Raw genomic sequence first — 26,098 nt, 5'->3', positions numbered from 1 at the left:
CGATGACTCGCGAGCCCCACGAGGCAGACGAGGCGGAAGGGCGCAGCCTGGCGAAGGAGACCGGGCGCTCGGCCGGGAAGATCGGTGTCTCGCTGCTCGTCGCGATCGCGCTCGGGTACGTGCTGACGCTGCTCGCCACCCGCTGGCTCGGCCCCGAGAACAGCAAGGTCTACCTCTCGTTCTGGGGCATCCTGATGGGCCTCGGCAGCGCGCTGTCGCCGCTGGAGCAGGAGCTGTCCCGCCAGTCCGCGGTGGCCGCGCTCGACGGCGGCAAGGCCGGCAAGCCCGCGCTGCGCGCCCTGACCGTCGGCGCCGTGACCGTGGCCGTCGTCGCCGCGCTGACGATGGCCGTGCCGGTGCTGTCGGACCGGCTCTACAACGGCAACACCGCGCTCGGCGTCATCGTGCTGTGCGGCGCGATCTCGTTCGCCTGCCAGTTCGCCGCCCGCGGCCTGCTCGTCGGGCAGCAGCGGATCAAGCCGTACTCCTGGCTGGTCGTGGCCGAGGCCGCGGTCCGCGTCCTGGTGCTGTTCGGCATCGCCGCCGCCGGCCTCACCGGCGTGACGTCCTACGCGATCGCGGCCGCTGCGGGCTCGTTCGCCTGGCTGCTGTTCGTCAAGCCGATCTCCGGGCTGGTCGACCCGCACGCCGACGGCGAGGGCTGGGGCCCGGTGACCGCCCGGATCCTGGTCCTGCTGACCGGCGCCGCGCTCACCGCGAGCGTCATCACCGGCTACCCGGCGATGGTGAGCCTGCTCGCGCCCGGCGGCTCCGAACGCGACGTCGGCGTCCTCTTCGCGACGCTCACCGTGTCCCGGGTGCCGCTGCTGCTGCTCTCCCCGCTGCAGGCGCTCGCCGTGCCGACGGTGGTCCGGCTTTCGGGCACCGAGGACGGCAGGCACCGGCTGCGGAAGCTGCTCGCGGCGGGCGCGCTCGGCACGGTCGTGGTCGGCGTGGTCGGCGCACTGGTCGGCTGGCTGATCGGGCCGTGGCTGGTCTCCCTGCTCTACGGCTCGGGCTTCGTCGCCCAGGGCTGGTGGGTGGCGTGGATGGTGTGGGGTGCGGTGCTGCTCACGGCGCTGCAGCTGATGACCGCCGTGCTGGTGGCCCGCAAGGAGGCGAACAAGGTGCTCGTCACCTGGGCCGTGGTCGCGGTCGCCACCGCCGCGACGCTGCTGCTCGTGCCGGGCGACCCGATCCTCAAGGCGGTCGCCGGGCTGGCCGGGGGGCCCACGCTGGGCCTGGTGGTCGTGTTGATGTTCGTCTTGCGGCGGCCGGGCAACGTGCGGCCCGCCCCGGACGTCCCAGTAGGGTGACCCCGGCCGGACCCGGGACAGGATCGGCGTGAAACGCCGGTGAGGTTGGACAGCGGAAAACCATGAACGTACTTCTGGTCGTGCTCGCCTTCTGGCTGCCAGGCCTCGTCTTCGGGGCCGCGATCCGGCTTCGCGGCTGGCTGCTCGCCGCGGCCGCGCCGATCCTGACGTTCGGCATCGTCAGCCTGGGCGTCCCGGTGCTCGGCGGGCTCGGCATCCGCTGGACCACGCTCGACGTCGCCCTGTGGACGCTCGTGCTGTCGATCGTCGGCTTCGCGCTCGCGTTCGGCGTGCAGCGGTTCACCGCGCGCCGCCACCCGGACTGGGCCGAGCGGGACGCCGCCGCGGCCGCGCCCGCCCGCTCGCTGCGCGAGCACCTGCTGATCGGCGCCGGCGTGCTGGCCGGCAGCCTCGTCGGGATCGTCACGTTCCTGCGCGGCGCCCGCGGTCTCGACCAGGTCCAGCAGGGCTGGGACGCGCCGTTCCACGCGAACCTCGTCCGCTGGATCGCCGAGCACGGCGACGCCCGGCCCTCGACCGTCGGCACCATCGCGAACCTGCCGGACCAGACGAACTACTTCTACCCGGACACCTACCACGCCCTGCTCGCGCTGGTCTTCGACAAGGCCGGCCTGGCGATGATGCCGACGCTGAACATGGGCGCGCTCACCGTCATCCTGTGCGTGCCGATCGGTGTCGCCGCGATGTGCCACGTCTGGCGGATGCCCGCGCTGGCGGTCGCCGCGGCCGCCGCGGTGTCGGCGTCGTTCACCAACTTCCCGTACGACTCGCTGTGGCGCGGCCCGCTCTGGCCGTACGTCGCCGGCGTCGCGCTCATCCCGGCGATGCTCGCGCTCGGGCGCCGGCTGCTGGAGCCGCGCGGGATCTCCGGCCCGGTCGCGATCGGTGTCGGCGTCGCGGGCCTGATCGGCCTGCACACCAGCGTCGCGTTCGTCGTCGTCGTGTACTTCCTGCTGATCCTGCTCGCGGTGCTCGTCAAGTTCGAGCGCATCGACTGGCGCCGGTCCGCGGCCTCGCTCGGGGCCACGGTCGCGCTCGCCGTCGTCTGCGGGCTGCCCCTGGCGCTGCCTTCGCTGTACAACGCGGGCGGCGTGACCAGCGCGTACTGGGCGTCGGAGGCCACCGTCACCGGCGGTCTCGGGGAGACCCTCACCTTCTCGCCGATGGCCGCGTTCCCGCAGTGGTGGATCGGCGTGCCCGCCCTGATCGGCGTCTTCCTGCTGGTCCGGCACCGCCGGATGCTGTGGATGGTCGCCGCGTACGTGGTGTTCGGCGGGCTGTTCGCGGCCACCGTGTCGCTCGAGACGCCGCTCATCCACACCCTCACCGGCATCTTCTACAACGACCACTGGCGGATCGGCGCGCTGGTCCCGCTGGCGGGCGCGGTCGCGTTCGGCGAGTTCACCGACACCGCCGCCCGCTGGATCGCGCGCAAGGCCGGCGGCCGGCTGCCGAACGTTTCGCCGGCGACGCTCACCACGGTGGGTGTCGTGCTGCTCGTCGTGGTCATCGGCGGCCTGAGCCGCGGCGGCTACATCGGCCGCAACGCCGCTCGGCTGCAGCTCAACTACAGCGGCGGCCCGACGGTCAGCAACGACGAGCGCCAGGCCTTCGACTGGCTCGCCGCGCACGTCGCGCCGGGCGAGCGGGTGATGAACGGCAAGGCCGACGGCTCGGTCTGGATGTACGCGCTCGACGGCGTCCAGCCGGTCGAGTGGACGTTCTACGGCGCCGAGGGCAACACCCCGGCCGGCTACCTGAGCGTCTACCTCGACGACATCGACAAGTTCCCGCACGTGCGGGAACTGCTCACCGACCTCAAGGTCAGGTACGTCTTCGTCGGCGCGGGCAAGGTCACCAAGGACACGTTCAACGGGCCGGGCCTGAGCCACCTCGACACGACCCCCGGCTTCAAGGTCGTGTTCCGCAACCCGGGCGCGACCGTGTACGAGATCGAGGGCCAGCAGGGCGTCGTCGCAGCTGGTGCGGCTCCCGGGTCCGCGGCCGGTAACGGGCAGTGAAAGGCTAGAGTGATCGCGTGTCCAGCACCTCCGTGACCAGCCGCCGCGTGCTCATCGTGATGCCCGCGCTGAACGAGTCCGCGAGCGTCGCTTCGGTCATCGACCAGGTGAAACGCGCTCTGCCGAGCGGTGACCTGCTCGTCGTCGACGACGGTTCGGTCGACGACACCGCCAAGCTCGCCCGCGCGGCCGGGGCCGAAGTGGCCCGCCTCGCGGTCAACCTGGGGGTCGGCGGCGCGATGCGCACCGGCTTCCGCTACGCCGCCGCCCGCGGGTACGACGTCGTCGTGCAGGTGGACGCGGACGGCCAGCACGACCCGGACGAGCTCGACGCGCTGCTGCGCGGGCTGGACGACGCCGACATCGTGATCGGCTCCCGGTTCGCCGGCAAGGGCTCGTACAAGGCCAGTGGCCCGCGCAAGTACGCCATGGTCGCGCTCTCGATCGTCTTCTCGCGGCTGGCGAAGACCAAGCTCACCGACGTCACGTCGGGCTTCAAGGCGATGGGGCCCCGCGCGATCCGGTTGTTCGCCGGCTACTACCCGGCGGAGTACCTCGGCGACACCGTCGAGTCGCTGGTGATGGCCATCCGGGCCAAGCTGACCATCAAGGAAGTTCCGGTCGTCATGCGGGAACGCGCGGGCGGCACGCCCAGCCACTCGCCCGTGAAGTCCGCCGTCTACCTGAGCCGGGCCGGGCTCGCGCTGCTGCTGGCGCTGGTGCGCCGCCGGCCCGCGGTCGACTCGTCCGACTCGGCGTAAGGGGAAGCAGAAATGCAGGGTTGGCGCATCCTCAGCATCGTCGTCGCCTGTGTCGTGCTGTTCGTCGTCCTCGAGATGATGCGGCGGCGGAAGCTGCGCGAGAAGTACGCGGGCGTGTGGCTCGTCGTCGCGGTCGGCGTGGTCGTCCTCGCGGTGCTGCCGCAGGCCGCCGAGTTCCTCGCCAAGCACACCGGCGTGCAGACGCCGTCGAACTTCGTCTTCCTCCTCGCCGGCGTCGTGCTGGCCCTGGTGTCGCTGCACCTCTCGACCGAGGTCGGGCACCTGGAGGAGGAGGTGCGCACGTCGGTCGAGGAGATCGCGCTGCTGCGCTGCGAGCTGGAGGACGCCAAGCGCGAGCTGGCGGGCCGGATCGCCGAGCTGGAGGCGCGCACGACCGCGCCGGACGACGTCAAAGGGCTTCCCGAGGTCGAGCGCGTCAGCAAGTGACCGGGTGATCGACGCCCTGCTCGCCGCGCCCGCGCGGCTCGGCGGGGTGCGCGTCCTGGCCATCGACGGCCCGTCGGGCGCCGGGAAGTCCACGCTGGCCGCCCAGGTCGTCGCCGAGCTGCGTGCGCGCGGCTGCCGGACGGAGCTGGTGAGTACCGACGCCTTCGCGACCTGGGACGACCCGGTTTCGTGGTGGCCCCGGCTGGTGGACGGCGTCCTGCGGCCCCTCGCGGACGGCGTCGAAGGCGCTTACCGGCGGATGGACTGGACGAGCGGGACGCCCCGGCCCGGCGAGCTCGTCCGGGTGCCCGTGCCGGACGTCCTGGTGCTGGAGGGCGTTTCCAGCGGCCGCACTTCGGTAAGACCCCTGCTTTCGCACCTCTGCTGGCTTTCCGGCGGCCCGGAAGCCGCCCGGCTGGCCAGGACCGTCGCGCGCGACGGCGCGGCCGCACAGGCCGAACTGGGCCGCTGGCAACGGTTCGAACGCGGCTGGTTCGCCGTCGACGGCACGGCCGAAGCCGCCGGCACCCGACTTTCGTAGGGGTTCGTCCGGTCACCCAGTGTGAGGGTGACGGTCCGGATCGATCAAGGCGGAACGGTTGCGCCACCACGCCCGGGCTAACGTTGGTACCGCCATCTGAGTTAGTGATCCGGCACCGGGCGGAGTTGCGGGCCTCAAACGGTCACATTTTGTCACGATTTACGGACACATTGCGGTCAAATCGGTGCCCACGTAGCGCGATCGTAACCTCACGTACTTAAGCCTGGGCCGAGTTCCCGCTAGTGTCGCGGGGCACACCGATCGTCCGTCGAGTTCCTGACCGACCGGACGGTGACTTTGATCCCGAACATCTCCCAAGGGGTGCCAGATGCAGCAATTGCGGCTGACCCGAACACGCCGCGTGGCCCTGATCGGGCTCGCCGGCGCGCTCGCGGTTTCGCTGTCCGCTTGTGCGGAATCCAAGCGTGAAGAGGGCGCGGGGGGTGGTTCCGGGGGCACGATGATCTTCGGTGCGGCCGGTAACCCGAAGTTGTTCGACCCGATCTTCAACGACGAGGGCGAGACCTTCCGGATCACGCGGCAGATCTTCGACACGCTGATCCAGAACAAGCCGGGCACCGCCGACCTCGAGCCCTCCCTCGCCGAGAAGTGGGAGCCGAGCAACGACGGCAAGACCTGGACCTTCAGCCTCAAGCAGGGCGTGAAGTTCTCCGACGGCACCCCGTTCGACGCCACCGCCGTCTGCTTCAACTTCGACCGCTGGTTCAACATGAAGGGCGCCGCCGCCCAGAGCCAGATGATCTACTACGCCGACGTCTTCGGCGGCTTCGCGAAGAACGAGAGCGACGAGTACGGCGACCCGGTCTACAAGAGCTGCGAGGCGAAGGACCCGGCGACCGCGGTCCTGAACCTGAACAAGGCCAAGGGCGCGTTCCCGGCGGCGTTCACGCTGCCGTCGTTCTCGATGCAGAGCCCGGCCGCGCTGAAGCAGTACAACGCGGACCAGGTCACCCAGAGCGGTGACTCGTTCACCTACAGCGAGTACGCGAACAAGCACCCGGTCGGCACCGGCCCGTTCAAGTTCGACAGCTGGGACCAGGGCAAGGGTGAGATCACCCTCGTCAAGAACGACACCAGCCCGAGCCAGACGGCGAAGCTCGACAAGCTGATCTTCAAGGTCATCCCGGACGAGAACGCCCGCAAGCAGGCGCTCAAGGCCGGCGACATCCAGGGCTACGACTACCCGGCGCCCGCGGACTACAACCTGCTGCGCGGCGACGGCGAGCAGGTGCTCGTGCGGCCGCCGTTCAACGTGCTGTACCTGGGCATCAACCAGTCCGGCCCGGCCGGGGAGAAGCTGAAGGACGTCCGCGTCCGCCAGGCGCTGGCCTACGGCATCAACCGCGAGCAGTTCGTCAAGAGCAAGCTGCCCGAGGGCTCCGAGGTGGCCACCGAGTTCGTCCCGAAGACGATCTCCGGCTACACCGACGACGTCACCAAGTACCCGTACGACCAGCAGAAGGCCAAGGACCTGCTGCAGCAGGCCGGCGCGACGAACCTGACGCTGAAGTTCTACTACCCGACCGAGGTCACCCGGCCGTACATGCCGAACCCGGCGGACGTCTTCACGTCGATCTCCGAGGACCTGAAGGCCATCGGCATCAAGGTCGAGGCCGTCGCCAAGCCGTGGAACGGTGGCTACAAGGACGACGTCCAGAAGTTCGGCAAGCAGGACCTGCACCTGCTCGGCTGGACCGGTGACTACAACGACGCGGGGAACTTCGTCGGCACCTTCTTCGGCCGCAAGAAGCCGGAGTTCGGGTTCGACAACCCGCAGCTGTTCCAGGCGCTGGCCGCCGCGGACGCCTCGCCCGCCGGCGACGCGCACGCCAAGGCGTACCAGGAAGTGAACAAGCAGATCATGGACTACCTGCCCGCCATCCCGATCTCCTACGGCCCGCCCGCCATCGTGGTCGGCCCGAAGGTCAAGGGCCTGGTCGCCAGTCCGCTGACCGACGAGCGGTTCAACACCGTCACCGTCAACTGACGTTCCACCTGTGAGGCATGGGGTGGGTGCTACCGCGCCCACCCCTTGCCCGTACCTCCCGGGCTGGCCCCAAAGGACACCAAGTGCTCCGTTTTCTCGTGCGTCGGCTGCTACAAGCGATACCGACGCTGCTCATCCTGTCCATCCTGGTCTTCGCCTGGCTACGGTCGCTGCCCGGAGGGCCCGCGGCCGCCCTCCTCGGCGACAAGGCAACGCCGGAGAAGATCGCCAACCTCAACCACGTGCTGGGGCTCGACCAGCCGGTCATCATCCAGTACTTCAAGTTCCTCGGCCGCGCGGTCACCGGTGACTTCGGTGCCTCGCTGGTCTCCACCCAGCCGGTGATGTCGGAGATCGGCACGTTCCTGCCGGCCACCATCGAGCTGGGTGTCTCCGCGATGATCGTCGCGGTGCTCATCGGCATCCCGGCGGGCTACCTCTCGGCCCGCTACCGCGGTGGCGTCGCCGACAACGTGATCATCGTGCTGACGCTGATCGGCGTCGCGGTCCCCGTCTTCTTCCTCGGCTACATGATGCAGGACCTGCTCGCCGGCCCCCTGGGTCTGCCGTCGCAGGGACGGCAGACCGCCGGGCTCGACGCCACCGCCGTCACGAACTTCGCCGTCCTCGACGGCATCATGACCAGCGAGTGGGACGCCGTCTGGGACGCGATCAAGCACCTGATCCTCCCGGCGTTCGCGCTCGCGACCATCCCGCTCGCGGTGATCACCCGGATCACCCGGGCGTCGGTGCTCGAAGTGCTCAACGAGGACTTCATCCGCACGGCCAACTCGAAGGGCCTCACGCAGCCGGTGGTCCGCCGCCGGCACGTGCTGCGCAACGGCCTGCTGCCCGTGGTCACCACGATCGGCCTGCAGACCGGCGCGCTGCTCGGCGGCGCGGTGCTGACCGAGCGCGTGTTCAACTTCCGCGGCCTCGGGTTCCTGCTGGCCGAAGGCATCGAACGGCGTGACTACCCCCGGCTCCAGGCGCTGCTGCTGTTCGGGGCGCTGGTCTACGTGCTGGTGAACATGCTGGTCGACGTCTCGTACGGGATCATCGACCCGAGGGTGCGTGTGCGATGAACACTCTGCTGAACAAGAAGAAAGAGCCGATCGACAAGCTCGCCGCGGCGAGCGGGCACAGCCTCGGCGGCGAGGCCCTGCGGCGGATGTTGCGCAGCCCGGTCGCCATCACCGGTGGCGTGATCACCGGCCTGTTCGTCCTGCTGGCGGTGTTCGCGCCGCTGGTCGCGCCCAAGGACCCGTTCGAGCGGTACCTGCAGGACAAGGTCGCCCTGGGCCAGGGCATCATCCCCGGCGCCCAGCCGGGTTTCCCGCTCGGGGTGGACGACTTCGGCCGTGACGAGCTGTCGCGGCTGATCGTCGGCGCGCAGAACACGCTGCTGGTCGGCGTGCTGGCCACGGTGATCGGCGTGCTCCTCGGCGTCATCATCGGCGGGCTCGCCGGCGCGTTCGGCGGCTGGGTCGACACCGTCCTCATGCGACTGGTCGACGTCATGCTGTCGGTGCCGTCGCTGCTGCTGGCGATCTCGGTCGCGGCGCTGTTCGCCAAGCCGAGCCAGTGGACGGTGATCCTCGCCGTCTCGCTGATCGGGGTGCCGATCTTCGCGCGGCTGCTGCGCGGTTCGATGCTGACGCAGCGCAGCAGCGACCACGTCCTCGCGGCGACGTCGCTGGGCGTGAAACGCGGCGCGATCGTGTTCCGGCACATGCTGCCGAACTCGCTCGGCCCGGTCATCGTGCAGGCCACGTTGACCTTGGCGACCGCCATCCTCGAGGCCGCCGCGCTGTCGTTCCTCGGCCTGGGCGACCCGGACCCGAACCGGGCGGAGTGGGGCATCATGCTGAGCAAGGGTGCCCGGCAGTTCCTCGACGTCCGGCCCGAGCTCGCGTACTACCCGGCGATCGCGATCATCGTCGTCGCGCTCGGGTTCACGCTGCTCGGCGAGTCCCTCCGCGAAGCCCTCGACCCGAAGAACAGGCGGTGAACCCCCATGGCACTCCTTGAGGTCCGTGATCTCACGGTCCAGTTCGTCCGCCGTGGCGAGCAGTCGTTCACCGCGGTGGACAACGTCAGCTTCGACGTCGAGCCGGGCCAGACGGTCGGCCTCGTCGGCGAGTCCGGCTGCGGCAAGTCCGTCACGTCGCTGGCGATCATGCGGCTGCTCGCCAAGCGCGGCAACAAGGTCAGCGGTTCGGTGCGCTTCGAGGGCACCGACCTGCTTCGCCTGTCCGACAAGGAAATGCGCGACCGCCGCGGCCGCGACCTCGGCATGGTGTTCCAGGACCCGCTGTCCTCGCTGAACCCGGTCATCCCGATCGGGCTGCAGATCACCGAGGTGCTGGAGCGCCACCGCGGGATGTCGCGCAAGGCGGCCTCCGTCGAAGCGGTGGACCTGCTCGACAAGGTCGGCATCCCCGACCCGTCGCGCCGGCTTTCCGAGTACCCGCACCAGCTTTCCGGCGGGATGCGCCAGCGCGCGCTGATCGCGATCGCGCTGGCGTGCCGGCCGCGGCTGCTCATCGCCGACGAGCCGACCACCGCGTTGGACGTCACCATCCAGGCGCAGATCCTGGCGCTGCTGCGGGAACTGGTGCAGGACACCGGCACCGCGCTGATCATGATCACGCACGACCTCGGCGTCGTCGCCGGGCTGTGCGACGAGGTCAACGTGCTCTACGGCGGCAAGATCGTCGAGCGGGCGCAGCGGCACCAGCTGTTCGCCGAGCCGCGGCACCCGTACACGCACGGCCTGCTGGCGTCGATCCCGCGGCTGGACGCGGGCCGCGGCGAGAAGCTGATCCCGATCCGGGGTTCGGTGGCCGACAACATCCCGTGGGACCACGGGTGCGCCTTCGCGCCGCGCTGCCCCAACGCGCTCCAGACCTGCCGCGAGGTCCAGCCACAGCTGGTGCCCGACCACGGCGGGCTGCTGCGCTGTCACAACCCCGTGCGGCCCGCGGTCGCCGCGGGAGGAGGAGCCCGATGACCCGTCCTGCTGGTGACGTGCTGCTCGAGGTCGACGACCTCAAGGTGCACTTCCCGATCAAGAGCGGCATCGTGTTCGACCGGACGGTCGGGCACGTGTACGCGGTCGACGGCGTCGACCTGGCCATCCGCCGCGGCGAAACCTACGGCCTGGTGGGCGAATCGGGCTGCGGAAAGTCCACTTTGGGCCGGGCGATCCTGCGGCTGAACGAGCCGACCGCCGGTTCCGTGAAGTTCGACGGCACGGATGTCGCCCAGCTCAAGGGAGAGGAGCTGCGGAAGGCCCGGCGCCGGATGCAGATGATCTTCCAGGACCCGATGTCCAGTTTGGACCCGCGCCAGTCGGTCGAGTCCATCCTGCTCGAGGGCATGCACGCGCACGGCCTCGACCAGGACAAGGAAGCCACCCAGCGGCGGCTGCGGCAGCTGCTGGCCGCGGTCGGCCTGCCGGAGACGTCGCTGCGCAAGTACCCGCACGAGTTCTCGGGCGGGCAGCGCCAGCGCATCGGCATCGCGCGGGCGCTGGCGGTGGAGCCGGACCTGATCGTCGCCGACGAGCCGGTGTCCGCACTGGACGTTTCGGTGCAGGCCCAGGTCGTCAACCTGCTGGAGGACCTGCAGGACCAGCTCGGCCTGACGTACGTGGTGATCGCGCACGACCTCGCGGTGGTGCGGCACATCTCCGACCGCATCGGCGTGATGTACCTGGGCGCGCTGGTCGAGGAGACCGACGCGGACTCGCTGTACCGGGACCCGCTGCACCCGTACACGCGGGCGCTGCTGTCGGCCATCCCGGTGCCGGACCCGCAGGTCGAGGACACCCGCGAGCAGATCCTGCTGGCGGGCGACCTGCCCTCGCCCGCCAACCCGCCGTCGGGCTGCCGCTTCCACACGCGCTGCCCGTGGCGGCAGGCGAGCCTGTGCGACACCGACCGCCCGCAGCTGCGTGAGATCGGTGGCGGGCACCGGGTGGCGTGCCACTACGCGGAGGACATCCGCGACGGGCGCATCCAGCCGCACGAGGTCGAGCCGGAGCTGGTGGAGCTCACCGGGGCGCTGAACCCCGACCTGGGCCCGCCGGACGTCGGCACGGCCGCCGAGATCCTCTGAGTTCTCGTTGTCGAAGGGGCCGGCCGGGGTTTCGCCCCGGCCGGCCCTTTTTCACGGCTTGAGGTCGAGCGCCGCGCTCATCGAGCCGTCCATATAGAACGGCGTCGAGTCGTGGACGTGGGTGATCCGCCAGTCGCCGTCCTGCTCGCGGAAGCAGACGGTGGAGCGGAACCACAGCTCGAAGGGCTGGGGCATTCCCTTCGGCGTCGTGGACAGGCGGGTGAGCGCGTGGCAGTACGCGATGCCGCCGCCGGTGACGATCTCGAGGTCGCGGGTCTCGTACTCGATCGGACCGTCGAAGGTGGCGAACCACGCTTCGCGGGCTTCGACGTCCTCGCCGTGGTGCACCAGCGGCGGGGCGAGGGTGAACGCCACGGCGTCCGGTGCGTACTGCGCTGCCAGCGCCTTGGCGTCGCGTTCGGTCATCGCCTTTGCACGCGCCGCCATCAAGTCGCGGATTCGCTGCTCGGTCATGCCATCCTCCTCGGGTGTGGTGCCTTCGGAGGGGACGTAGGCGCCGCCGCGCGGATTTCGACACCGACCGGGAGGCGTTCGTGAAATACGTGGTGCTGATCTACGGCAACCCCGAGTCGCGCCGGGCGTGGGAGGGGATGAGCGAGGAGCAGCGGGCCGCCGGGCTCGCGTACTACCAGCAGCTCACCGACGAGCTCGACGCGTCCGGCGAACGGATCGTCTCCGAGCGGCTGGCCTACCCGGAGCTGACCACCCGGATCAGCGCCGGCACGACGACGGACGGGCCGTTCGCGGAGGCGAAGGAGTTCCTCGCCGGCTTCTACCTGCTCGACTGCGAGAGCCAGGAGCGCGCGGTCGAGATCGCCTTCCGCATCCCGGAGGCGGCGTTCGCGGCGGTCGAGGTGCGGCCGGTGATGGGACTGCACGGGCCGGAGCTGTGAACCCGGAGCTGCTGCGGTCGCTGGCGCCCCAGGTCCTGGCGGCGCTGGTCCGGCGGTACGGCGACTTCGAGGCGTGCGAGGACGCCGTCCAGGAAGCGTTGCTGGCGGCGTCGCAGCAGTGGCCGTCTGCGGGGATCCCGGATCACCCGAAAGGGTGGTTGATCACAACGGCGTCCCGCCGCCGCATCGAGCAGTTGCGCAGCGACTCGGCCCGCCGGCGGCGTGAAGAGGCTGTCTTTTCGGCCGAGCCACCGGATCCCGCGCCGGTCGCGGTCGACGACACGCTGACGTTGCTGCTGCTGTGCTGCCACCCGGCGCTTCCGCGGCCTTCGCAGGTGGCGCTGACCCTGCGCGCGGTGGGCGGGTTGACGACGGCGGAGATCGCCCGCGCGTTCCTGGTTCCGGAGGCGACGATCGGCCAGCGGATCAGCCGGGCGAAGCGTTCACTGCGTGGCGAGAGGTTCTCCGGCGACGCGCACCCCGAGCGGCTGGCGGCGGTGCTGCAGGTGCTGTACTTGATCTTCACGGAGGGCCACACGGCCAGTTCGGGTGGCGCGGTGAGCCGCGTCGAGCTGACGACGGAGGCGATCCGCCTGGTCCGCGCGTTGCACGCGGAGCTACCGGCCGAGGGCGAGGTCACGGGCCTGCTGGCGTTGATGCTGCTGACGGAGGCCCGCCGCCCGGCCCGGGTGTCGGAGTCCGGGGCCCTGGTCCCGCTGGCGGCCCAGGACCGTTCGCTGTGGGACGCCGGGTTGATCGCGGAGGGGACGGCGCTGATCACGAAGGCGCTGGCGACGTCCCCGATCGGGCCATACCAGCTCCAGGCGGCGATCGCGGCGGTCCACGACGAGGCGACGTCGGCGGAGTCGACGGACTGGGCCCAGATCTTGACGTTGTACGACCTGCTGCGGGTGGTGGCGCCGGGGCCGATGGTGACGTTGAACCGGGTGGTGGCGTTCGCGCAGGTCCACGGGGCCGAGGCGGGGTTGGCGGAGCTGGCCGGCGTGGAGGTGGCGGGGCACTACCGGGTGGCTGCCGTGCGGGGGCATTTGCTGGAGGAGGTGGGGGATTTCGCGGGGGCTCGGGAGGCTTATCTGGCCGCCGCTCGGCGGACGTTGAGTTTGCCGGAGCAGGGGTACCTGCAGGCCCGGGCAGCGAAGTTGGAGCCGTGACCGGCAGCGCCGGAGCCCCGCCCTGCCCTGGGGGCGTGCCCACGTCCAGTCTACCGGCGCCCACCGACCGAAACCGCCGTTCGTCCCAGTAGCCCACAAGTTGTCCACATGGGGGTGAACCCTGTGGACAACTCCGTGACCCCCGACTGAAGTCGTACCCCTGCCAATACCTGAGTAGGCCGCCCCGGCCACCCCACCCCCGGTACCCTTCAAAAAGCAGATTCCGCGACAGCAGGGGGTACGAACAGTGCACATCGACCAATGGCTGGAGGCGATCCCGCCGCTTTCGGTGTACCTGATCGTCGGCGCGGTGATCATGATCGAAAGCCTCGGCATTCCGCTGCCCGGCGAGATCGTGCTGGTCAGTGCCGCCCTGCTGGCTTCGCAGCACAGCACCCTGAACCCGCTGTGGATCGGGGTTCTCGCCAGCGCCGGCGCCATCATCGGGGACAGCATCGGCTATCTGATCGGAAAGACCGGCGGGCAACGGCTGTTCGCCTGGGCGGGCCGGAAATTCCCGAAGCATTTCGGCCCGACGCACATCGCCAACGCCGAACGGATCTTCAACAAACGCGGGGTCTGGGCCGTCTTCCTGGGCCGCTTCATCGCTTTCCTGCGCATCCTCGCCGGCCCGCTCGCCGGGTCGCTGCGGATGCACTACCCCAAGTTCCTGCTGGCGAACGCCGCCGGTGGCATCGTCTGGGCCGGTGGCACCACCGCCGCCGTCTACTACCTCGGCGTCGTCGCCGAAGAGTGGCTGGGGAACTTCTCCAAGTACGGTCTGGTCGCCGCCATCATCATCGGTGTCGTCGTCTTCTTCGTCATGAAGAAGCGGCTCGGCAAGAAGCACGAGAGCGAAGAGACGCCGAAGCAGGAGGAGAACGCGGCTTAGACCGTCACCAGTTCCGGCGCGGGCTTGCGCGCCGGCCGGAGCGACCCCAGCAGCACCCCGGCGATCACGACGACGGCGGCGCCGGCCTCCAGCCAGGTCGGCCGCTCGCCGAGGAACGCGAACGACGCCGTCAGCCCGACCACCGGCACCAGCAGCGAGAACGGCGACACCACGCCGGCCGGGTTGCGGCGCATCAACGTCGTCCACAGGCCCGAGCCGACGACCGTCCCGATCAGCACCACGTAGGCCAGCCCGCCCAGCGCGGTCAGCCCGGTCGGCGTCCCGAGCGTCGTCAGCGAGCGCCACTGCGCGGCCGGGCCCTCCATGACCAGCGACAGCGCGAACATCGGCAGCGGCGGCACCACCGACATCCACAGCGTGAAGTGCAGCGGGTTGTCCGGCTCGGCCTTGCGCGTGCTCAGGTTGCCGAACGCCCAGCTCAGCGCGGCCAGCAGCGTCAGCACCATCGGCAGCAGCGCCGCGTGGCCGGACTGCTGCCACGCGATCGCCGCCATCCCGGCGACGGCCAGCGCGATGCCGGCCAGCTGGTGCGGCGTGACGCGTTCGCGCAGGAAGACCGCGCCGAGCAGCACCGTGAACGGCGCCGACGCCTGCAGCACCAGCGACGCGAGCCCGGTCGGCATCCCGGTGTCCATCGCGATGAACAGGAACGCGAACTGGCCGGTGCCGAAGCCGAGGCCGTAGCCGAGCAGGTACCGCACCTTCACCTTCGGCCACGGCACGAACAGGATCGTCGGCACGGCGATGACGGCGAACCGCAGCGCGCCCGCGAACACCGGCGGGAACTGGCCGAGCGTGGCGTGGATGGCGAGGAAGTTGAGGCCCCAGAGGACGGCGACGAGCACGGCGAGCAGGCGGTCACGGGTGGGCATGCCTCCACTCTCGCAAGGCGGACAGTGAAGGACCAGCGAGATTATCTGCAGGGACTTTGTAGCCGTGCTTCACATATGCTGGCGTCGTGGATCTGGGTCGCCTGCGCACGTTCCGGGAGTTCGCCGACCGCGGCAGCGTGACGGCGGCCGCGCGGGCGCTGCACTGCACGCCGTCGGCGGTTTCGCAGCAGCTGCGCGCGCTCCAGGCGGAGGTCGGGCTGCCGCTCACCGAACCGGCCGGGCGCGGGCTGCGGCTGACCGACGCCGGCCGCGCGCTGGTCGCCCGTGCCGACGAGGTGCTGGCCGCGCTCGAACGCGCCGAGTCCGAACTGGACACCTACCGCAGCGCGCCGCGCGGGCGCGTGCGGATCGCGATCTTCCAGTCGGCGGGGCTGATGCTGCTGCCCGGCCTGCTGACCCGCGTGGCCGGGTACGACGGCCTGGAGGTCGACGTCCGCGACGTCGACATGACGCCGCCGGAGGTGCCCGGCCTGGTCGCGGACTACGACATCGTCGTCGCGCACCGGGACGAGCACGCGCCGGAGTTCGACTCCGGCCGGCTGGACGTCGTGCCGCTGCTGCGCGAGCCGCTCGACGTCGCGCTCCCGGCCGGGCACCGGCTGGCGAACCGGCGGCGCGTCGAGCTGGCGGACCTGGCGGACGAACGCTGGATCAGCGTCGACTTCGGCTTCCCGGTGGACGACGTCCTGCGCTCGCTGACCATCCGCACCGGCGTGCGGCCGGTGGTGGTCCAGCGGATCAACGACTTCCGGATCACCGAACGCCTGGTCGCGGCCGGGCACGGGATCGCGCTGCTGCCGCGGTACACGATGAACACCGGACGCGCCAGCGGCCTGGTGGGGCGGCCGCTGTCCGGCATCCGCGCGGCGCGGCTGGTGGAGGCGGTGTGCCGCACGGGCGCGCTGCAACGCCCGGCCGTGGCCAAGGTGATCGACGAGCTGCGCGCGGAGGTCGGTCAGCTCACCGCTTGAAGCCGCGCAGGTAGGCCAGCGCGATGCCCAGCGCGTCCTGCAGCGCCGTGAGGTCGTTGCGGATGTGCGCCAGCAGCAGTCCACCGTGGACGGACGTCATCGCCGCCCGGGCCAGTCGCGCCGGGTCGGCGTCGGGGATCAGCTCACCCTTGTCCCGCAACACTTCCAGCCCGCGCTCCAGGTGCGACTCCCACGTCCGGTAGGCCTGGTCGACCAGCGGCGCGAGCTTCGGGTTGTCGCCGACCTCGCCGGCGAGGTTGCCCAGCGGGCACGCGATCGGCCCGCCCGCGCGGCGGTGGACGTCCAGCAGCTGCTCGGTCCACGTCTCGAGATCGGCCCAGGACGACAGCGTGAAGATCGCCGGCTGGTTGCCGAGGATCTGCTCGAGGTACCGGTCGATCACGGCCCCGACCAGCTGTTCCTTGTTCTTGAAGTAGTGGTACATCTGCGATTTCCCGGCCCCGCTCGCGGCGAGCACCTTGTCGACGCTCGTGCCCGCGACGCCGTCGACGTACATCAGCGCCGCCGCCGCGTCGACGATCGCGTCGCGGGTCCGCTTGCCGCGCGGGGTCGAAGCCGCTTGCACCTCCATGTACCGGATAGTACAGTTCGGCCCACTGTACCGATCAGTACAACGAGCAAGGGGGATCCGTGACGCTCAACGACGCCCTGACCGGCGTGAACGACCACGCCCGCAGCGCCTTGCCGCCGGAGATCTTCGAAGTCCTCGAAGCGGCCCGGCGTCGAGCTGCCGAGACGAAGTTCGCCGAGGTGGGCGACAAGATCGAAGACTTCACGCTGCCCGCGGCCGACGGCACGCCGGTGAGCCTGGGCGACCTCGTCGCCGACGGGCCGGCGGTGCTCGTGTTCTACCGCGGCCAGTGGTGCCCGTACTGCAACCTGACGCTGCGCACGTACCAGCAGGAACTGCTGCCGGAGCTGACGGCGAGGAACGCGAGCCTGGTCGCGATCAGTCCGCAGAAGCCGGACGGCCCGCTCCCGGACCTGGAGTTCCCGGTGCTGTCGGACGTCGGCAGCACCGTCGCCCGCGGACTCGGGCTGAGCTACCCGGTCTCCGCGTCCGTGCGCGAAGCCATGCAGACGCTCGGCACGGACCTCGAGCAGGTCAACGGCTCCTGGGAGCTGGTCCACCCGGCGGTCGTCGTGGTGGACCGGGACCGGGTGCTCCGGTTCGTCGACGTCCACCCGGACTTCGTCACGCGCACCGAGCCGGCGGAGATCCTCAAAGCGCTCTAGCCCCGCGCTTCACGCCGTAGGTGATCACCGAACCCAGGAGCAGGGCGACGCCCAGGGAGAGCAGCATGCCGATCCCGGGTTCGGTGATGATCCGGCCGCCCGCGTAGCCGAGGAAGGCCACGTAGGACGTCCAGAGCGTGACGCCGACGGCCGAAGCGGTGAAGAACTCCGCCATCGGCCACCGGAGCGAACCGGCGAGCAAGGCGCCGATCGTTCCGCCCGACGGCAGCCAGCGGGCGACCACCAGGACCGGCCGGGGGTGGCGCCGCAGCCGTCCGTCGAGCCAGCCGATGCCGGCGGCGATCTTCCGCCGCCGGCTCAGCCGGTTCAGCGCCGCCCGGCCACCGAACCGGCCGAGGGCGTAGAGCGCCTGGTCCGAGACCAGGCACCCGGCCGAAGCGACCGCGATCACGACCGCGAGCGACGTCCCGCCCTGGGCCGCCGCGACCCCCATGCCGAGGAGCGTCACCTCGGTGGGCAGCAGCGGCACCAGCGAGACGACGAACAGCACCAGCAGTCCGGCCGTAGTCGCGTCCACGTCTCCATTAACCGCCTGCCGGGACCGGAAAACTCCTGATCGAGGAGTACTCACAGCAACCCGACAGGCGGCCCACAGGTTCAGCGGTTGGCGCGGTTCACCGCCGAGACGACCGCGCGCAGCGACGCCGTCACGATCGACGGGTCGATGCCGATGCCCCAGAACACCCGGTCCGAGATCGCGCACTCGATGTACGACGCCGCGCGCGCGTCGTCGCCCGGGGAGAGCGTGTGCTCGGAGTAGTCCAGCAGGCGCAGATCGAAGCCCACGGTCGACAGCGCGTCGAAGAACGCCGCGATCGGGCCGTTGCCGCGGCCGGTGACCTCGTGCTCGTCACCCTCCACCTTCACGGTCGCGGTGATGTCGTACTCGCCGTCGCCGTTGTCGCGGACGTGCTGGCGGACCAGCTCCAGCGGCGTCTTCAGCTCCAGGTACTCGGCCGAGAAGGCGTTGTACATCGTCGTCGGGTCGACCTCGCCACCCTCGGAGTCGGTGTAGCGCTGGATGACCTTCGAGAACTCGATCTGCAGCCGCCGCGGCAGGTCGAGCTGGTGCTCGGCCTTCATGATGTAGGCGACGCCGCCCTTGCCGGACTGCGAGTTCACCCGGATCACGGCCTCGTACGTGCGGCCGACGTCCTTCGGGTCGATGGGCAGGTACGGGACCTCCCACGGGTACTCGTCGATCGGCACGCCCGCCTTGTCGGCGGCGTCCTTCAGCGCGTCGAGGCCCTTGTTGATGGCGTCCTGGTGGCTGCCCGAGAACGCCGTGAACACCAGGTCGCCGCCCCACGGCGAGCGCTCGCCGACCGGCAGCTGGTTGCAGTACTCGACGGTCCGCTTGATCTCGTCCATGTCGGAGAAGTCGATCTGCGGGTCGATGCCCTGGCTGTAGAGGTTCATGCCCAGCGCGACCAGGTCGACGTTGCCGGTGCGCTCGCCGTTGCCGAACAGGCAGCCTTCGATGCGGTCGGCGCCGGCCTGGTAGCCCAGCTCGGCGGCGGCGATGCCGGTGCCGCGGTCGTTGTGCGGGTGCAGCGACAGGATCACCGAGTCGCGGCGCTCCAGGTTCCGGGACATCCACTCGATCGAGTCGGCGTAGACGTTCGGCGTCGCCATCTCGACGGTCGCCGGCAGGTTCAGGATGACCGGCTTCTCCGGCGTCGGCTGCCAGATCTCGGTGACGGCGTTGCAGACCTCGAGCGCGTAGGACAGCTCGGTGCCGGTGTAGGACTCCGGCGAGTACTGGAAGCGGAAGTCGGTGTCCGGCTGCTTCGCGGCCAGCTCGACGACCATTTCCGCGGCCTGCGTCGCGATCTTCTTGATGCCTTCGCGCTCCTCGCGGAAGACGACGCGGCGCTGCAGGATCGAGGTCGAGTTGTAGATGTGGACGATCGCCCGCGGCGCGCCTTCGAGCGACTGGAAGGTCCGCTCGATCAGCTCGGGACGGCACTGGGTCAGCACCTGGATGCTGACGTCGTCCGGGATGGCGCCCTCTTCGATGATCTCGCGGACGAAGTCGAAGTCGGTCTGGCTCGCGGCCGGGAAGCCGACCTCGATCTCCTTGTAGCCCATGCGTACCAGCAGGTCGAAGAACTTCCGCTTGCGCGCGGGCGACATGGGGTCGATCAGGGCCTGGTTGCCGTCCCGCAGGTCGACGGCGCACCACAGCGGCGCGCGCTCGATGCGCTTGGTGGGCCAGGTGCGGTCGGGCAGGTCGATGTTCTCGACGAGGTCGTACCACGGGCGGTAGCGGTGTACCGGCATGGACGTGCCGCGCTGGGTGTTCCAGGCGGGCTGGTCGGCGGGCGCGGGACGAGAAGGCTTGCGGATCTTGCTCATGGGATTGGGGGTGTCTCCAGCTCGACGGGTGCGACCGGCACCACGAAGCCCCGCGACGAGGAGCCGGTCCGATCAGGCCCCGTCGCGGCAGCGAAGCAGGAGAACACGCGCCACGCCCCCACCATAACCACGGAACGCCGGGCGAGGGAAGCCGGGCGGCCCGTTCCGGGGGTTACCTGTGGGTAGCAATCGGCGGGTCGCCGTGCGAAACTGCGAGCATGGGTGAGCACGCAGAGTCGTCGTCGGCGTCGTCTTCGGAGGAGACGAAGGTGTCCCGCCGAGCCCCGGTCGACTGGCGCGGCGCGAGCGGCCGCGTGGCCTCCGTGGTGGCGTCGATCGTCCGCTGGGTGGGGTTGATCTTCGCCGCGCTGCTGGTGATCCACGTGATCTTCACGGTGGGCTCGGCGAACCCGGAAAACGGCATCGTGTCGTTCGTGAAGTCCTGGGCGGACTCGCTGGCACTGGGGTTCAGCGATCTGTTCACACCGAGTGACGAGAAGCTGCGGGTGCTGGTGAACTACGGCATCGCGGCGATCTTCTGGCTCGTGGTGTCCGGCATCCTGGCGAAGATCATCCGCCGGGTGGGCGGCGCGTCATAGCGCCGGCTTGCCCCACTGCTCGGTGAACGCGAACTCCGCCAGCGGCAGCCGCACGCGCTCCGACTTTTCGCGCTCGATCCGCCAGTCCTCCTCGAGCACTTCCGGGTCGGCCGGCGACCCCACCGCGATCGCCACCTTCGGGACCGCGTCCGCCGGGAGGGAGAACGCCGCGCGGACCGCGTCCGCCGAAAACCCCGCCATCTGGTGCGCCACCAACCCCAGCTCCACCGCCTGCAGCACGAGGTTCTCCGACGCCAGCCCGAGCCCGTACTCCGCGTACGGCACGTCTCCCTTTTCGTTCGTCGTCATCATCACGCCGATCAGCAGCAGGCTCGCGCGGTGCGCCCAGGCCCGGTTCCCCGAGTTCAACGTCGACAGGATCGCGTCGAACGACGGCGTGCCGCGCACGCCCACCAGGTAGCGGGCCGGCTGGGTGTTGCCGAACGACGGGGCCCAGCGAGCCGCCTCCAGCAGCGCCCGGACCTGGTCCTCGGTCACCGAAAAGGACGCGTCCAACGCCCGCGGGCTCCACCGCTCGGCCATCAGGGAGGCGATCGGGACGCTCGTCACAGCTGGTTTCCGCACGATTAAGACGGTACTGCGGCGCGAAGCGCCTCCGTTGAGGGTGGTGGTGGGGGCATGGGAGGAGATACCGATGAGTGCTGTGCGTCACTCGGGAGGAAGGGCTCCGCGCATTTCGTTGGTGTTACGGAAGATTTACTTCCGAACGACCCGCGCGGAGGGTCCGCCCCACGTCAAGAGGGTGGCGGGCCGTCCCGGCCCCGGTAGGCTCCACTGCAAATCATGGGACGCGGGGGCTCTCCGGTGCCCACCAGGGAGCCGCCCGGCCCGCGAGGAGGTTCGGGCGTGGCCCTCGTGGTCCAGAAGTACGGCGGATCGTCGCTGGAAAGTGCCGACCGGATCAAGCGCGTCGCCGAGCGGATCGTCGCCACGAAGAAGGCGGGCAACGACGTCGTCGTCGTCTGCTCGGCGATGGGTGACACCACCGACGAGCTGCTCGACCTGGCGCAGCAGGTGAACCCGGCGCCGCCGGAGCGGGAGATGGACATGCTGCTCACCGCGGGTGAGCGCATTTCGAACTCGCTGGTCGCCATGGCCATCGCGGCCCAGGGCGCCGAGGCCTGGTCGTTCACCGGTTCGCAGGCCGGCGTCGTCACGACGTCGGTGCACGGCAACGCGCGCATCATCGACGTCACCCCGAGCCGCGTCACCGAGGCGCTCGAGCAGGGCTACATCGCGCTGGTCGCCGGCTTCCAGGGCGTCGCGCAGGACACCAAGGACATCACCACGCTCGGCCGCGGCGGCTCGGACACCACCGCCGTCGCGCTGGCCGCCGCGCTGAACGCCGACGTCTGCGAGATCTACTCCGATGTGGACGGTGTGTACTCCGCCGACCCGCGGATCGTGCCGGACGCGCGCAAGCTCGACACCATCCCGTACGAGGAGATGCTGGAGCTCGCCGCCAGCGGGTCGAAGATCCTGCACCTGCGTTCGGTCGAGTACGCGCGCCGCTACGGCGTCCCGATCCGAGTCCGCTCTTCCTACAGTGACAAGCCGGGCACGACGGTGACCGGTTCTATCGAGGAGATCCCCGTGGAACAAGCCCTGATCACCGGTGTGGCGCACGACCGCTCCGAAGCCAAGATCACGGTCACCGGGGTGCCGGACCACGCCGGCGCCGCGGCCCGGATCTTCCGCGTGATCGCCGACGCCGAGATCGACATCGACATGGTGCTGCAGAACGTCTCCAGCACCGTCTCCGGCCGCACGGACATCACGTTCACGCTGTCGAAGGCCAACGGCGCCAAGGCGGTCAAGGAACTGGAGAAGGTCAAGGCGGAGATCGGCTTCGAGTCGGTGCTCTACGACGACCACGTCGGCAAGGTCTCGCTCGTCGGCGCCGGGATGCGCTCGCACCCCGGTGTCACGGCGACGTTCTGCGAAGCGCTGGCCAACGCCGGCGTCAACATCGAAATCATCAACACCTCGGAGATCCGGATCTCGGTGCTGATCCGGGACGCCCAGCTCGACGACGCCGTGCGCGCGATCCACGACGCGTTCGAGCTCGGCGGCGACGAGGAAGCTGTGGTCTACGCGGGGAGTGGTCGCTGATGGCGGACGGGTTGCGGGTCGGGGTGGTCGGCGCGACCGGCCAGGTCGGCGCGGTCATGCGCAAGCTGCTGGCGGAGCGGGAGTTCCCGATCGCCGAGCTCCGGTACTTCGCTTCGGCGCGCTCGGCGGGTTCGAAACTGCCTTGGCGCGACACGGAAGTCACGGTCGAGGACGCGGCGACGGCCGATCCGTCCGGTTTGGACATCGCGCTGTTCTCCGCGGGCGGCTCGACGTCCAAGGCGCAGGCGCCGCGGTTCGCCGAGGCGGGCGCGACGGTGATCGACAACTCCTCGGCGTTCCGGATGGACCCGGACGTGCCACTGGTCGTCAGCGAGGTCAACCCGCAGGCGATCAAGGAGGCGCGCAAGGGGATCATCGCGAACCCCAACTGCACCACGATGGCCGCGATGCCGGTGCTGAAGCCGCTGCACGACGAAGCCGGGCTGGTCCGGCTGGTCGCGTCGACGTACCAGGCGGTGTCCGGCAGCGGGCTGGCCGGCGTCGACGAGCTGGCGGGCCAGGTCAAGGCGGCCGCCGAGCACGCTTCCCTGCTGACCCACGACGGCGCGGCGATCGACTTCCCCCAGCCGGAGAAGTACGTCCGCCCGATCGCGTTCAACGTCCTCCCGATGGCCGGGTCCATTGTGGACGACGGCGAGTTGGAGACGGACGAGGAGAAGAAGTTCCGCAACGAGAGCCGCAAGATCCTGAGCATCCCGGGCCTCGGCGTTTCGTGCACCTGCGTGCGCGTGCCGGTGTTCTCGGGCCACTCGATCTCGGTGAACGCCGAATTCGAGCGGGCGCTGACGGTCGAGCGCGCGACGGAGCTGCTGGCGCACGCGCCGGGCGTCGAGCTGTCGGAGGTCCCGACCCCGCTGCAGGCGGCGGGCAACGACCCGAGCTACGTCGGCCGCATCCGCGTCGACCAGGGCATCGAGGGCGGCCGCGGGCTGGCGCTGTTCATCTCCAACGACAACCTGCGCAAGGGCGCGGCGCTCAACGCCGTGCAGATCGCGGAGCTGATCGCCGAGCAGCACTGATCGCGTGCCCCGCCTGATCCTCGTTCCGTTCGACTCGGGCCACCGCGACCGGCGGATGGGAGCCGGCCCCGCCGACCTGCTGCGCCACGGCGCGGCCGGCCGGCTGGGCGCGGCCGAGGTCCGCACGGTGGAGTCGGAAGGTTCTTACGAGGACGTCCAGCGGGCGGTCGCCGACGAGGTCGCGCGCGCGGTCGCCGACGGTGTCGCACCGGTGGTGCTGTCGGGCAACTGCGGCGCGTCGGCAGGCGTGGTCGCGAGCATGGACACCGACGGCGACCTGGCGGTGGTGTGGCTCGACGCGCACGCCGACCTGAACACCCCGGAGACGACGACCTCGGGCTTCGTCGACGGGATGGCCCTCGCCATGCTCACCGGTCGCTGCCGGACGGCGATCCCCGGGCTGCGCCCGGTTCCCGAGGAGCAGGTCCTGCTGGTGGGCGCGCGCGACCTCGACCCGGCGGAGCGGGAGGTCCTGGCCGGGTCCGCCATCCGCCTGCTCCCGGCCCGGCCCGCCGAGGTGGCGGCGGCCGTCTTCCCGCCCCGGGTGCGGCGGGTGCACCTGCACGTCGACTTGGACGTGCACGATTCCCGGCGGGTGGGCCGGGCCAACGAGTACGCGGCGCCGGGTGGCCCCGACGCGGCCGAGGTCCGCGCGGTCGTCGAGGCGATCAGTGCCCGGCTGCCGCTGGTGAGCGCGACCTTCGCGGCGTACGACCCGGCGGCCGACACCACGGGCGCGGTTCGTGCGGCGGCACTCGAGCTGATCGAGCTGACCGGCACGAAGCTCGCTGTGGTGAGCTGACTATCTACAGTGGACGATCGGAAATCGCCTTGTCGCTTCGGCGGCCATGGGGGATCCTCGGCACCGCAAGCAAGTCAAGGGGAGGAACCATGTACACCGCTGTCGACGGCGCGCGCGTCCCGATCCGGATGTGGGCGGACCCCGCGTCGGTCGAAGACCAGGCCATGCGGCAGCTGCAGAACGTCGCCAACCTGCCGTGGGTGCACGGGGTCGCCGTGATGCCCGACGTCCACTACGGCAAGGGCGCCACGGTGGGCAGCGTCATCGCCATGCGCGACGCCGTTTCGCCCGCCGCCGTCGGGGTCGACATCGGGTGCGGGATGAGCGCCGTGCGGACGTCGCTCACCGCCGCCGACCTGCCCGACGACCTCGGGAAGCTGCGCCGCCGGATCGAAAGCGCCGTGCCGGTCGGGTTCGGGCTGCACAAGACGCCCGTGAACCCGGCGAAGGTGCACGGCGTCGGCGGCTGGGACGCGTTCTGGAAGGGCTTCGGCCAGTTGCACGAAGGCGTCCAGGACCTGCACGACCGGGCCGCGCGGCAGATCGGGAGCCTCGGCGGCGGCAACCACTTCATCGAGGTCTGCCTCGAGCAGGGTGGCGCCGACGAGGGCCGCGTCTGGCTGATGCTGCACTCGGGTTCGCGCAACATCGGCAAGGAGCTCGCGGAGCGCCACATGGCGGTCGCGCGGAAGCTGCCGCACAACGCGGACCTGCCGGACCGAGACCTCGCGGTGTTCGTCGCGGGCACGCCCGAGATGGCGGCGTACCGGCGCGACCTGTTCTGGGCGCAGGACTACGCGGCGCGCAACCGCGCGACGATGGTCGCGCTCGTGAAGCAGGCGCTGAAGGACGTCGTCCCGCGGACGACGTTCGACGACGCGATCTCGTGCCACCACAACTACGTCGCCGAGGAGACCTACGACGGCGTCGAGCTGCTCGTCACCCGGAAGGGCGCGATCCGCGCCGGATCGGGTGATCTCGGGATCATCCCGGGCAGCATGGGGACCGGTTCGTACATCGTCCGCGGTCTCGGGAACACCTCGTCCTTCCAGTCCGCGTCGCACGGCGCCGGCCGCCGGATGTCCCGCAACAAGGCCAAGAAGCTGTTCACCGCCGACGACCTCGCGGCGCAGACGGCGGGCGTCGAGTGCCGCAAGGACTCGGGGGTCGTCGACGAGATCCCGGCCGCGTACAAGGACATCGAAACGGTGATCCAGGCCCAGACGGACCTGGTCGAGGTCGTGGCGCACCTCAAGCAGGTGGTCTGCGTCAAGGGCTGACCGGTACCTTGGCGCCATGACGAGGGGTGGAACGACGGCCGCGCTGCTGGCCGCGGCCGCACTGCTGCTGAGCGGGTGCGCCGAGGTCGGCAACGCGGTCGACCAGGGGTCGAAGACCGTCGACAAGGTGGGCGTCTGCACGGAGGCCCTCGGGCTGGCGGACCTGAACCCGCTGGTCGACCCGGAGAAGCTGAAGGCGCGGGCCGCCGACAAGGAGAAGCGCCTGCGCGAGCTCGCCTCCGACGTCCAGGACCAGGACGTCAAGAACGCGCTGCTCGGCATGGCCGGGTCCTACGTCGAGGTGCAGAAGGAACGCATCGAAGACGCCGGCGTCGTGGCCCAGTGGGTGCAGCGCAACGTCAAGAAGCTCGACGCCCTGCGCGCGGCCTGCGGCTGACGCTCGTGAGTGGTGGGGGGGGGGTGGACCACCCAGTTCAAGAACCACGATCCCCGGGAGTCCCGCGTAAAAAACGGCAACGGCGGGGCCCGCGCCGCCGGCGGGTGCGGC

At 70.4% G+C, this 26,098-nt stretch carries 27 protein-coding genes; 21 read left to right on the top strand and 6 right to left on the bottom strand.

Features of this window, described 5'->3' with window-relative positions:
• Positions 1 to 2 precede the first annotated feature (2 nt).
• The 10 genes from AB0J40_RS04275 (at position 3) to AB0J40_RS04230 (ending at position 11,237) form a co-directional block, all read left to right on the top strand.
• Positions 3 to 1,316, top strand: a complete 1,314-nt coding sequence (locus AB0J40_RS04275) for a hypothetical protein (protein ID WP_364447400.1) — start codon at positions 3 to 5, stop codon at positions 1,314 to 1,316.
• A gap of 62 nt (positions 1,317 to 1,378) precedes the next feature.
• Positions 1,379 to 3,358 carry a DUF6541 family protein gene (locus AB0J40_RS04270; RefSeq protein ID WP_364447398.1) on the top strand — a complete coding sequence of 660 codons (1,980 nt, stop codon included), beginning with the start codon at positions 1,379 to 1,381 and terminating at the stop codon, positions 3,356 to 3,358.
• Between the two features lie 17 nt (positions 3,359 to 3,375).
• A complete protein-coding gene (locus tag AB0J40_RS04265; protein WP_364447396.1) occupies positions 3,376 to 4,119 on the top strand; it encodes a glycosyltransferase family 2 protein in 744 nt (247 codons plus the stop codon).
• A gap of 12 nt (positions 4,120 to 4,131) precedes the next feature.
• Complete coding sequence (locus tag AB0J40_RS04260; protein WP_364447393.1) at positions 4,132 to 4,566, top strand: DUF2304 domain-containing protein; 435 nt, start codon at positions 4,132 to 4,134, stop codon at positions 4,564 to 4,566.
• 4 nt (positions 4,567 to 4,570) lie between these two features.
• Positions 4,571 to 5,107 (top strand): uridine kinase, encoded by a 537-nt coding sequence (locus tag AB0J40_RS04255; protein WP_364447390.1) that lies wholly within the window; start codon positions 4,571 to 4,573, stop codon positions 5,105 to 5,107.
• 328 nt (positions 5,108 to 5,435) lie between these two features.
• Complete coding sequence (locus AB0J40_RS04250) at positions 5,436 to 7,115, top strand: ABC transporter substrate-binding protein (protein ID WP_364447388.1); 1,680 nt, start codon at positions 5,436 to 5,438, stop codon at positions 7,113 to 7,115.
• Positions 7,116 to 7,198: 83 nt separating this feature from the next.
• Positions 7,199 to 8,200 carry an ABC transporter permease gene (locus tag AB0J40_RS04245; RefSeq protein ID WP_364447385.1) on the top strand — a complete coding sequence of 334 codons (1,002 nt, stop codon included), beginning with the start codon at positions 7,199 to 7,201 and terminating at the stop codon, positions 8,198 to 8,200.
• Complete coding sequence (locus tag AB0J40_RS04240; RefSeq protein ID WP_364447382.1) at positions 8,197 to 9,126, top strand: ABC transporter permease; 930 nt, start codon at positions 8,197 to 8,199, stop codon at positions 9,124 to 9,126. Before AB0J40_RS04245 ends, AB0J40_RS04240 begins: the two co-directional genes overlap by 4 nt.
• A gap of 6 nt (positions 9,127 to 9,132) precedes the next feature.
• Positions 9,133 to 10,128, top strand: a complete 996-nt coding sequence (locus AB0J40_RS04235) for an ABC transporter ATP-binding protein (protein WP_364447380.1) — start codon at positions 9,133 to 9,135, stop codon at positions 10,126 to 10,128.
• Positions 10,125 to 11,237 (top strand): oligopeptide/dipeptide ABC transporter ATP-binding protein, encoded by a 1,113-nt coding sequence (locus tag AB0J40_RS04230; RefSeq protein WP_364447377.1) that lies wholly within the window; start codon positions 10,125 to 10,127, stop codon positions 11,235 to 11,237. The genes AB0J40_RS04235 and AB0J40_RS04230 overlap by 4 nt, the downstream gene beginning before the upstream one ends.
• 51 nt (positions 11,238 to 11,288) lie before the next feature.
• Here the strand turns inward: AB0J40_RS04230 and AB0J40_RS04225 are convergent, their stop codons facing one another.
• Positions 11,289 to 11,711 carry a nuclear transport factor 2 family protein gene (locus AB0J40_RS04225; RefSeq protein ID WP_364447374.1) on the bottom strand — a complete coding sequence of 141 codons (423 nt, stop codon included), beginning with the start codon at positions 11,709 to 11,711 and terminating at the stop codon, positions 11,289 to 11,291.
• An 80-nt stretch (positions 11,712 to 11,791) separates the two neighbouring features.
• On the opposite strand from AB0J40_RS04225, the gene AB0J40_RS04220 reads away from it, so the two are divergent.
• The 3 genes from AB0J40_RS04220 to AB0J40_RS04210 all read left to right on the top strand — a co-directional run bounded on the left by AB0J40_RS04220 (position 11,792) and on the right by AB0J40_RS04210 (position 14,215).
• Complete coding sequence (locus tag AB0J40_RS04220) at positions 11,792 to 12,151, top strand: YciI family protein (protein WP_364447371.1); 360 nt, start codon at positions 11,792 to 11,794, stop codon at positions 12,149 to 12,151.
• Positions 12,148 to 13,323, top strand: a complete 1,176-nt coding sequence (locus AB0J40_RS04215; protein ID WP_364447368.1) for a DUF6596 domain-containing protein — start codon at positions 12,148 to 12,150, stop codon at positions 13,321 to 13,323. The genes AB0J40_RS04220 and AB0J40_RS04215 overlap by 4 nt, the downstream gene beginning before the upstream one ends.
• A 247-nt stretch (positions 13,324 to 13,570) precedes the next feature.
• On the top strand, positions 13,571 to 14,215 hold the full coding sequence (locus tag AB0J40_RS04210; protein WP_364447366.1) for a DedA family protein: 645 nt from the start codon (positions 13,571 to 13,573) through the stop codon (positions 14,213 to 14,215).
• Here AB0J40_RS04210 and AB0J40_RS04205 read toward each other — a convergent pair.
• Positions 14,212 to 15,108: an EamA family transporter gene (locus AB0J40_RS04205; RefSeq protein WP_364447364.1), complete on the bottom strand. Its 897-nt coding sequence runs from the start codon at positions 15,106 to 15,108 to the stop codon at positions 14,212 to 14,214. The two genes, AB0J40_RS04210 and AB0J40_RS04205, sit on opposite strands and share 4 nt — an antisense overlap.
• Positions 15,109 to 15,194: 86 nt before the next feature.
• On the opposite strand from AB0J40_RS04205, the gene AB0J40_RS04200 reads away from it, so the two are divergent.
• A complete protein-coding gene (locus tag AB0J40_RS04200) occupies positions 15,195 to 16,100 on the top strand; it encodes a LysR family transcriptional regulator (RefSeq protein WP_364447362.1) in 906 nt (301 codons plus the stop codon).
• On the opposite strand, the gene AB0J40_RS04195 is transcribed toward AB0J40_RS04200, so the two are convergent.
• Positions 16,090 to 16,692, bottom strand: a complete 603-nt coding sequence (locus tag AB0J40_RS04195; protein ID WP_364447360.1) for a TetR/AcrR family transcriptional regulator — start codon at positions 16,690 to 16,692, stop codon at positions 16,090 to 16,092. The two genes, AB0J40_RS04200 and AB0J40_RS04195, sit on opposite strands and share 11 nt — an antisense overlap.
• A gap of 59 nt (positions 16,693 to 16,751) precedes the next feature.
• Between AB0J40_RS04195 and AB0J40_RS04190 the strand changes: the two genes are divergently transcribed.
• The gene (locus tag AB0J40_RS04190; RefSeq protein WP_364447357.1) at positions 16,752 to 17,357 is read left to right on the top strand and encodes a peroxiredoxin-like family protein; all 606 of its coding nucleotides are present in this window, start codon (positions 16,752 to 16,754) and stop codon (positions 17,355 to 17,357) included.
• Here AB0J40_RS04190 and AB0J40_RS04185 read toward each other — a convergent pair.
• Together AB0J40_RS04185 and leuA are read right to left on the bottom strand one after the other, a co-directional pair.
• Positions 17,344 to 17,895 carry a VTT domain-containing protein gene (locus tag AB0J40_RS04185; RefSeq protein WP_364447355.1) on the bottom strand — a complete coding sequence of 184 codons (552 nt, stop codon included), beginning with the start codon at positions 17,893 to 17,895 and terminating at the stop codon, positions 17,344 to 17,346. The genes AB0J40_RS04190 and AB0J40_RS04185 overlap by 14 nt on opposite strands.
• 80 nt (positions 17,896 to 17,975) lie before the next feature.
• Entirely contained in the window at positions 17,976 to 19,736 is a 1,761-nt protein-coding gene (gene leuA, locus AB0J40_RS04180; protein WP_364447352.1) for a 2-isopropylmalate synthase, read from the bottom strand.
• Between the two features lie 218 nt (positions 19,737 to 19,954).
• Here leuA and AB0J40_RS04175 point away from each other — a divergent pair, with 218 nt between their 5' ends.
• Complete coding sequence (locus AB0J40_RS04175) at positions 19,955 to 20,335, top strand: hypothetical protein (protein WP_364447349.1); 381 nt, start codon at positions 19,955 to 19,957, stop codon at positions 20,333 to 20,335.
• Here the strand turns inward: AB0J40_RS04175 and AB0J40_RS04170 are convergent.
• A complete protein-coding gene (locus AB0J40_RS04170) occupies positions 20,330 to 20,920 on the bottom strand; it encodes a nitroreductase family protein (protein ID WP_364447346.1) in 591 nt (196 codons plus the stop codon). The genes AB0J40_RS04175 and AB0J40_RS04170 overlap by 6 nt on opposite strands.
• A 282-nt stretch (positions 20,921 to 21,202) precedes the next feature.
• Here AB0J40_RS04170 and AB0J40_RS04165 point away from each other — a divergent pair, with 282 nt between their 5' ends.
• The 5 genes from AB0J40_RS04165 (at position 21,203) to AB0J40_RS04145 (ending at position 25,987) form a co-directional block, all read left to right on the top strand.
• On the top strand, positions 21,203 to 22,468 hold the full coding sequence (locus tag AB0J40_RS04165; RefSeq protein ID WP_364447343.1) for an aspartate kinase: 1,266 nt from the start codon (positions 21,203 to 21,205) through the stop codon (positions 22,466 to 22,468).
• The gene (locus tag AB0J40_RS04160) at positions 22,468 to 23,508 is read left to right on the top strand and encodes an aspartate-semialdehyde dehydrogenase (protein ID WP_364447340.1); all 1,041 of its coding nucleotides are present in this window, start codon (positions 22,468 to 22,470) and stop codon (positions 23,506 to 23,508) included. Before AB0J40_RS04165 ends, AB0J40_RS04160 begins: the two co-directional genes overlap by 1 nt.
• Before the next feature lie 4 nt (positions 23,509 to 23,512).
• Positions 23,513 to 24,310, top strand: coding sequence for an arginase family protein (locus AB0J40_RS04155; protein WP_364447338.1), 798 nt, complete (start codon positions 23,513 to 23,515; stop codon positions 24,308 to 24,310).
• An 89-nt stretch (positions 24,311 to 24,399) separates the two neighbouring features.
• Positions 24,400 to 25,590, top strand: a complete 1,191-nt coding sequence (locus tag AB0J40_RS04150; protein ID WP_364447335.1) for an RtcB family protein — start codon at positions 24,400 to 24,402, stop codon at positions 25,588 to 25,590.
• Positions 25,591 to 25,606: 16 nt separating this feature from the next.
• Positions 25,607 to 25,987 (top strand): hypothetical protein, encoded by a 381-nt coding sequence (locus tag AB0J40_RS04145; RefSeq protein WP_364447332.1) that lies wholly within the window; start codon positions 25,607 to 25,609, stop codon positions 25,985 to 25,987.
• The last annotated feature ends 111 nt before the right edge of the window (positions 25,988 to 26,098 follow it).

This window comes from Amycolatopsis sp. NPDC049691, assembly GCF_040675005.1.
Lineage (GTDB): Bacteria > Actinomycetota > Actinomycetes > Mycobacteriales > Pseudonocardiaceae > Amycolatopsis.
Note: the sequence above shows the minus strand (reverse complement) of the source record. Positions and strands in the feature narration are given on the sequence as shown.

What these genes read in the sequence shown, in the direction of transcription:
- AB0J40_RS04275 (WP_364447400.1), top strand. Translation starts at nt 3, where the DNA reads ATGACTCGCGAGCCCCACGAGGCAGACGAGGCGGAAGGGCGCAGCCTG.
- AB0J40_RS04270 (WP_364447398.1), top strand. Translation starts at nt 1,379, where the DNA reads ATGAACGTACTTCTGGTCGTGCTCGCCTTCTGGCTGCCAGGCCTCGTC.
- AB0J40_RS04260 (WP_364447393.1), top strand. Translation starts at nt 4,132, where the DNA reads ATGCAGGGTTGGCGCATCCTCAGCATCGTCGTCGCCTGTGTCGTGCTG.
- AB0J40_RS04250 (WP_364447388.1), top strand. Translation starts at nt 5,436, where the DNA reads ATGCAGCAATTGCGGCTGACCCGAACACGCCGCGTGGCCCTGATCGGG.
- AB0J40_RS04240 (WP_364447382.1), top strand. Translation starts at nt 8,197, where the DNA reads ATGAACACTCTGCTGAACAAGAAGAAAGAGCCGATCGACAAGCTCGCC.
- AB0J40_RS04235 (WP_364447380.1), top strand. Translation starts at nt 9,133, where the DNA reads ATGGCACTCCTTGAGGTCCGTGATCTCACGGTCCAGTTCGTCCGCCGT.
- AB0J40_RS04230 (WP_364447377.1), top strand. Translation starts at nt 10,125, where the DNA reads ATGACCCGTCCTGCTGGTGACGTGCTGCTCGAGGTCGACGACCTCAAG.
- AB0J40_RS04225 (WP_364447374.1), bottom strand. Translation starts at nt 11,711, where the DNA reads ATGACCGAGCAGCGAATCCGCGACTTGATGGCGGCGCGTGCAAAGGCG.
- AB0J40_RS04205 (WP_364447364.1), bottom strand. Translation starts at nt 15,108, where the DNA reads ATGCCCACCCGTGACCGCCTGCTCGCCGTGCTCGTCGCCGTCCTCTGG.
- AB0J40_RS04195 (WP_364447360.1), bottom strand. Translation starts at nt 16,692, where the DNA reads ATGGAGGTGCAAGCGGCTTCGACCCCGCGCGGCAAGCGGACCCGCGAC.
- leuA (WP_364447352.1), bottom strand. Translation starts at nt 19,736, where the DNA reads ATGAGCAAGATCCGCAAGCCTTCTCGTCCCGCGCCCGCCGACCAGCCC.
- AB0J40_RS04175 (WP_364447349.1), top strand. Translation starts at nt 19,955, where the DNA reads ATGGGTGAGCACGCAGAGTCGTCGTCGGCGTCGTCTTCGGAGGAGACG.
- AB0J40_RS04160 (WP_364447340.1), top strand. Translation starts at nt 22,468, where the DNA reads ATGGCGGACGGGTTGCGGGTCGGGGTGGTCGGCGCGACCGGCCAGGTC.
- AB0J40_RS04150 (WP_364447335.1), top strand. Translation starts at nt 24,400, where the DNA reads ATGTACACCGCTGTCGACGGCGCGCGCGTCCCGATCCGGATGTGGGCG.
- AB0J40_RS04145 (WP_364447332.1), top strand. Translation starts at nt 25,607, where the DNA reads ATGACGAGGGGTGGAACGACGGCCGCGCTGCTGGCCGCGGCCGCACTG.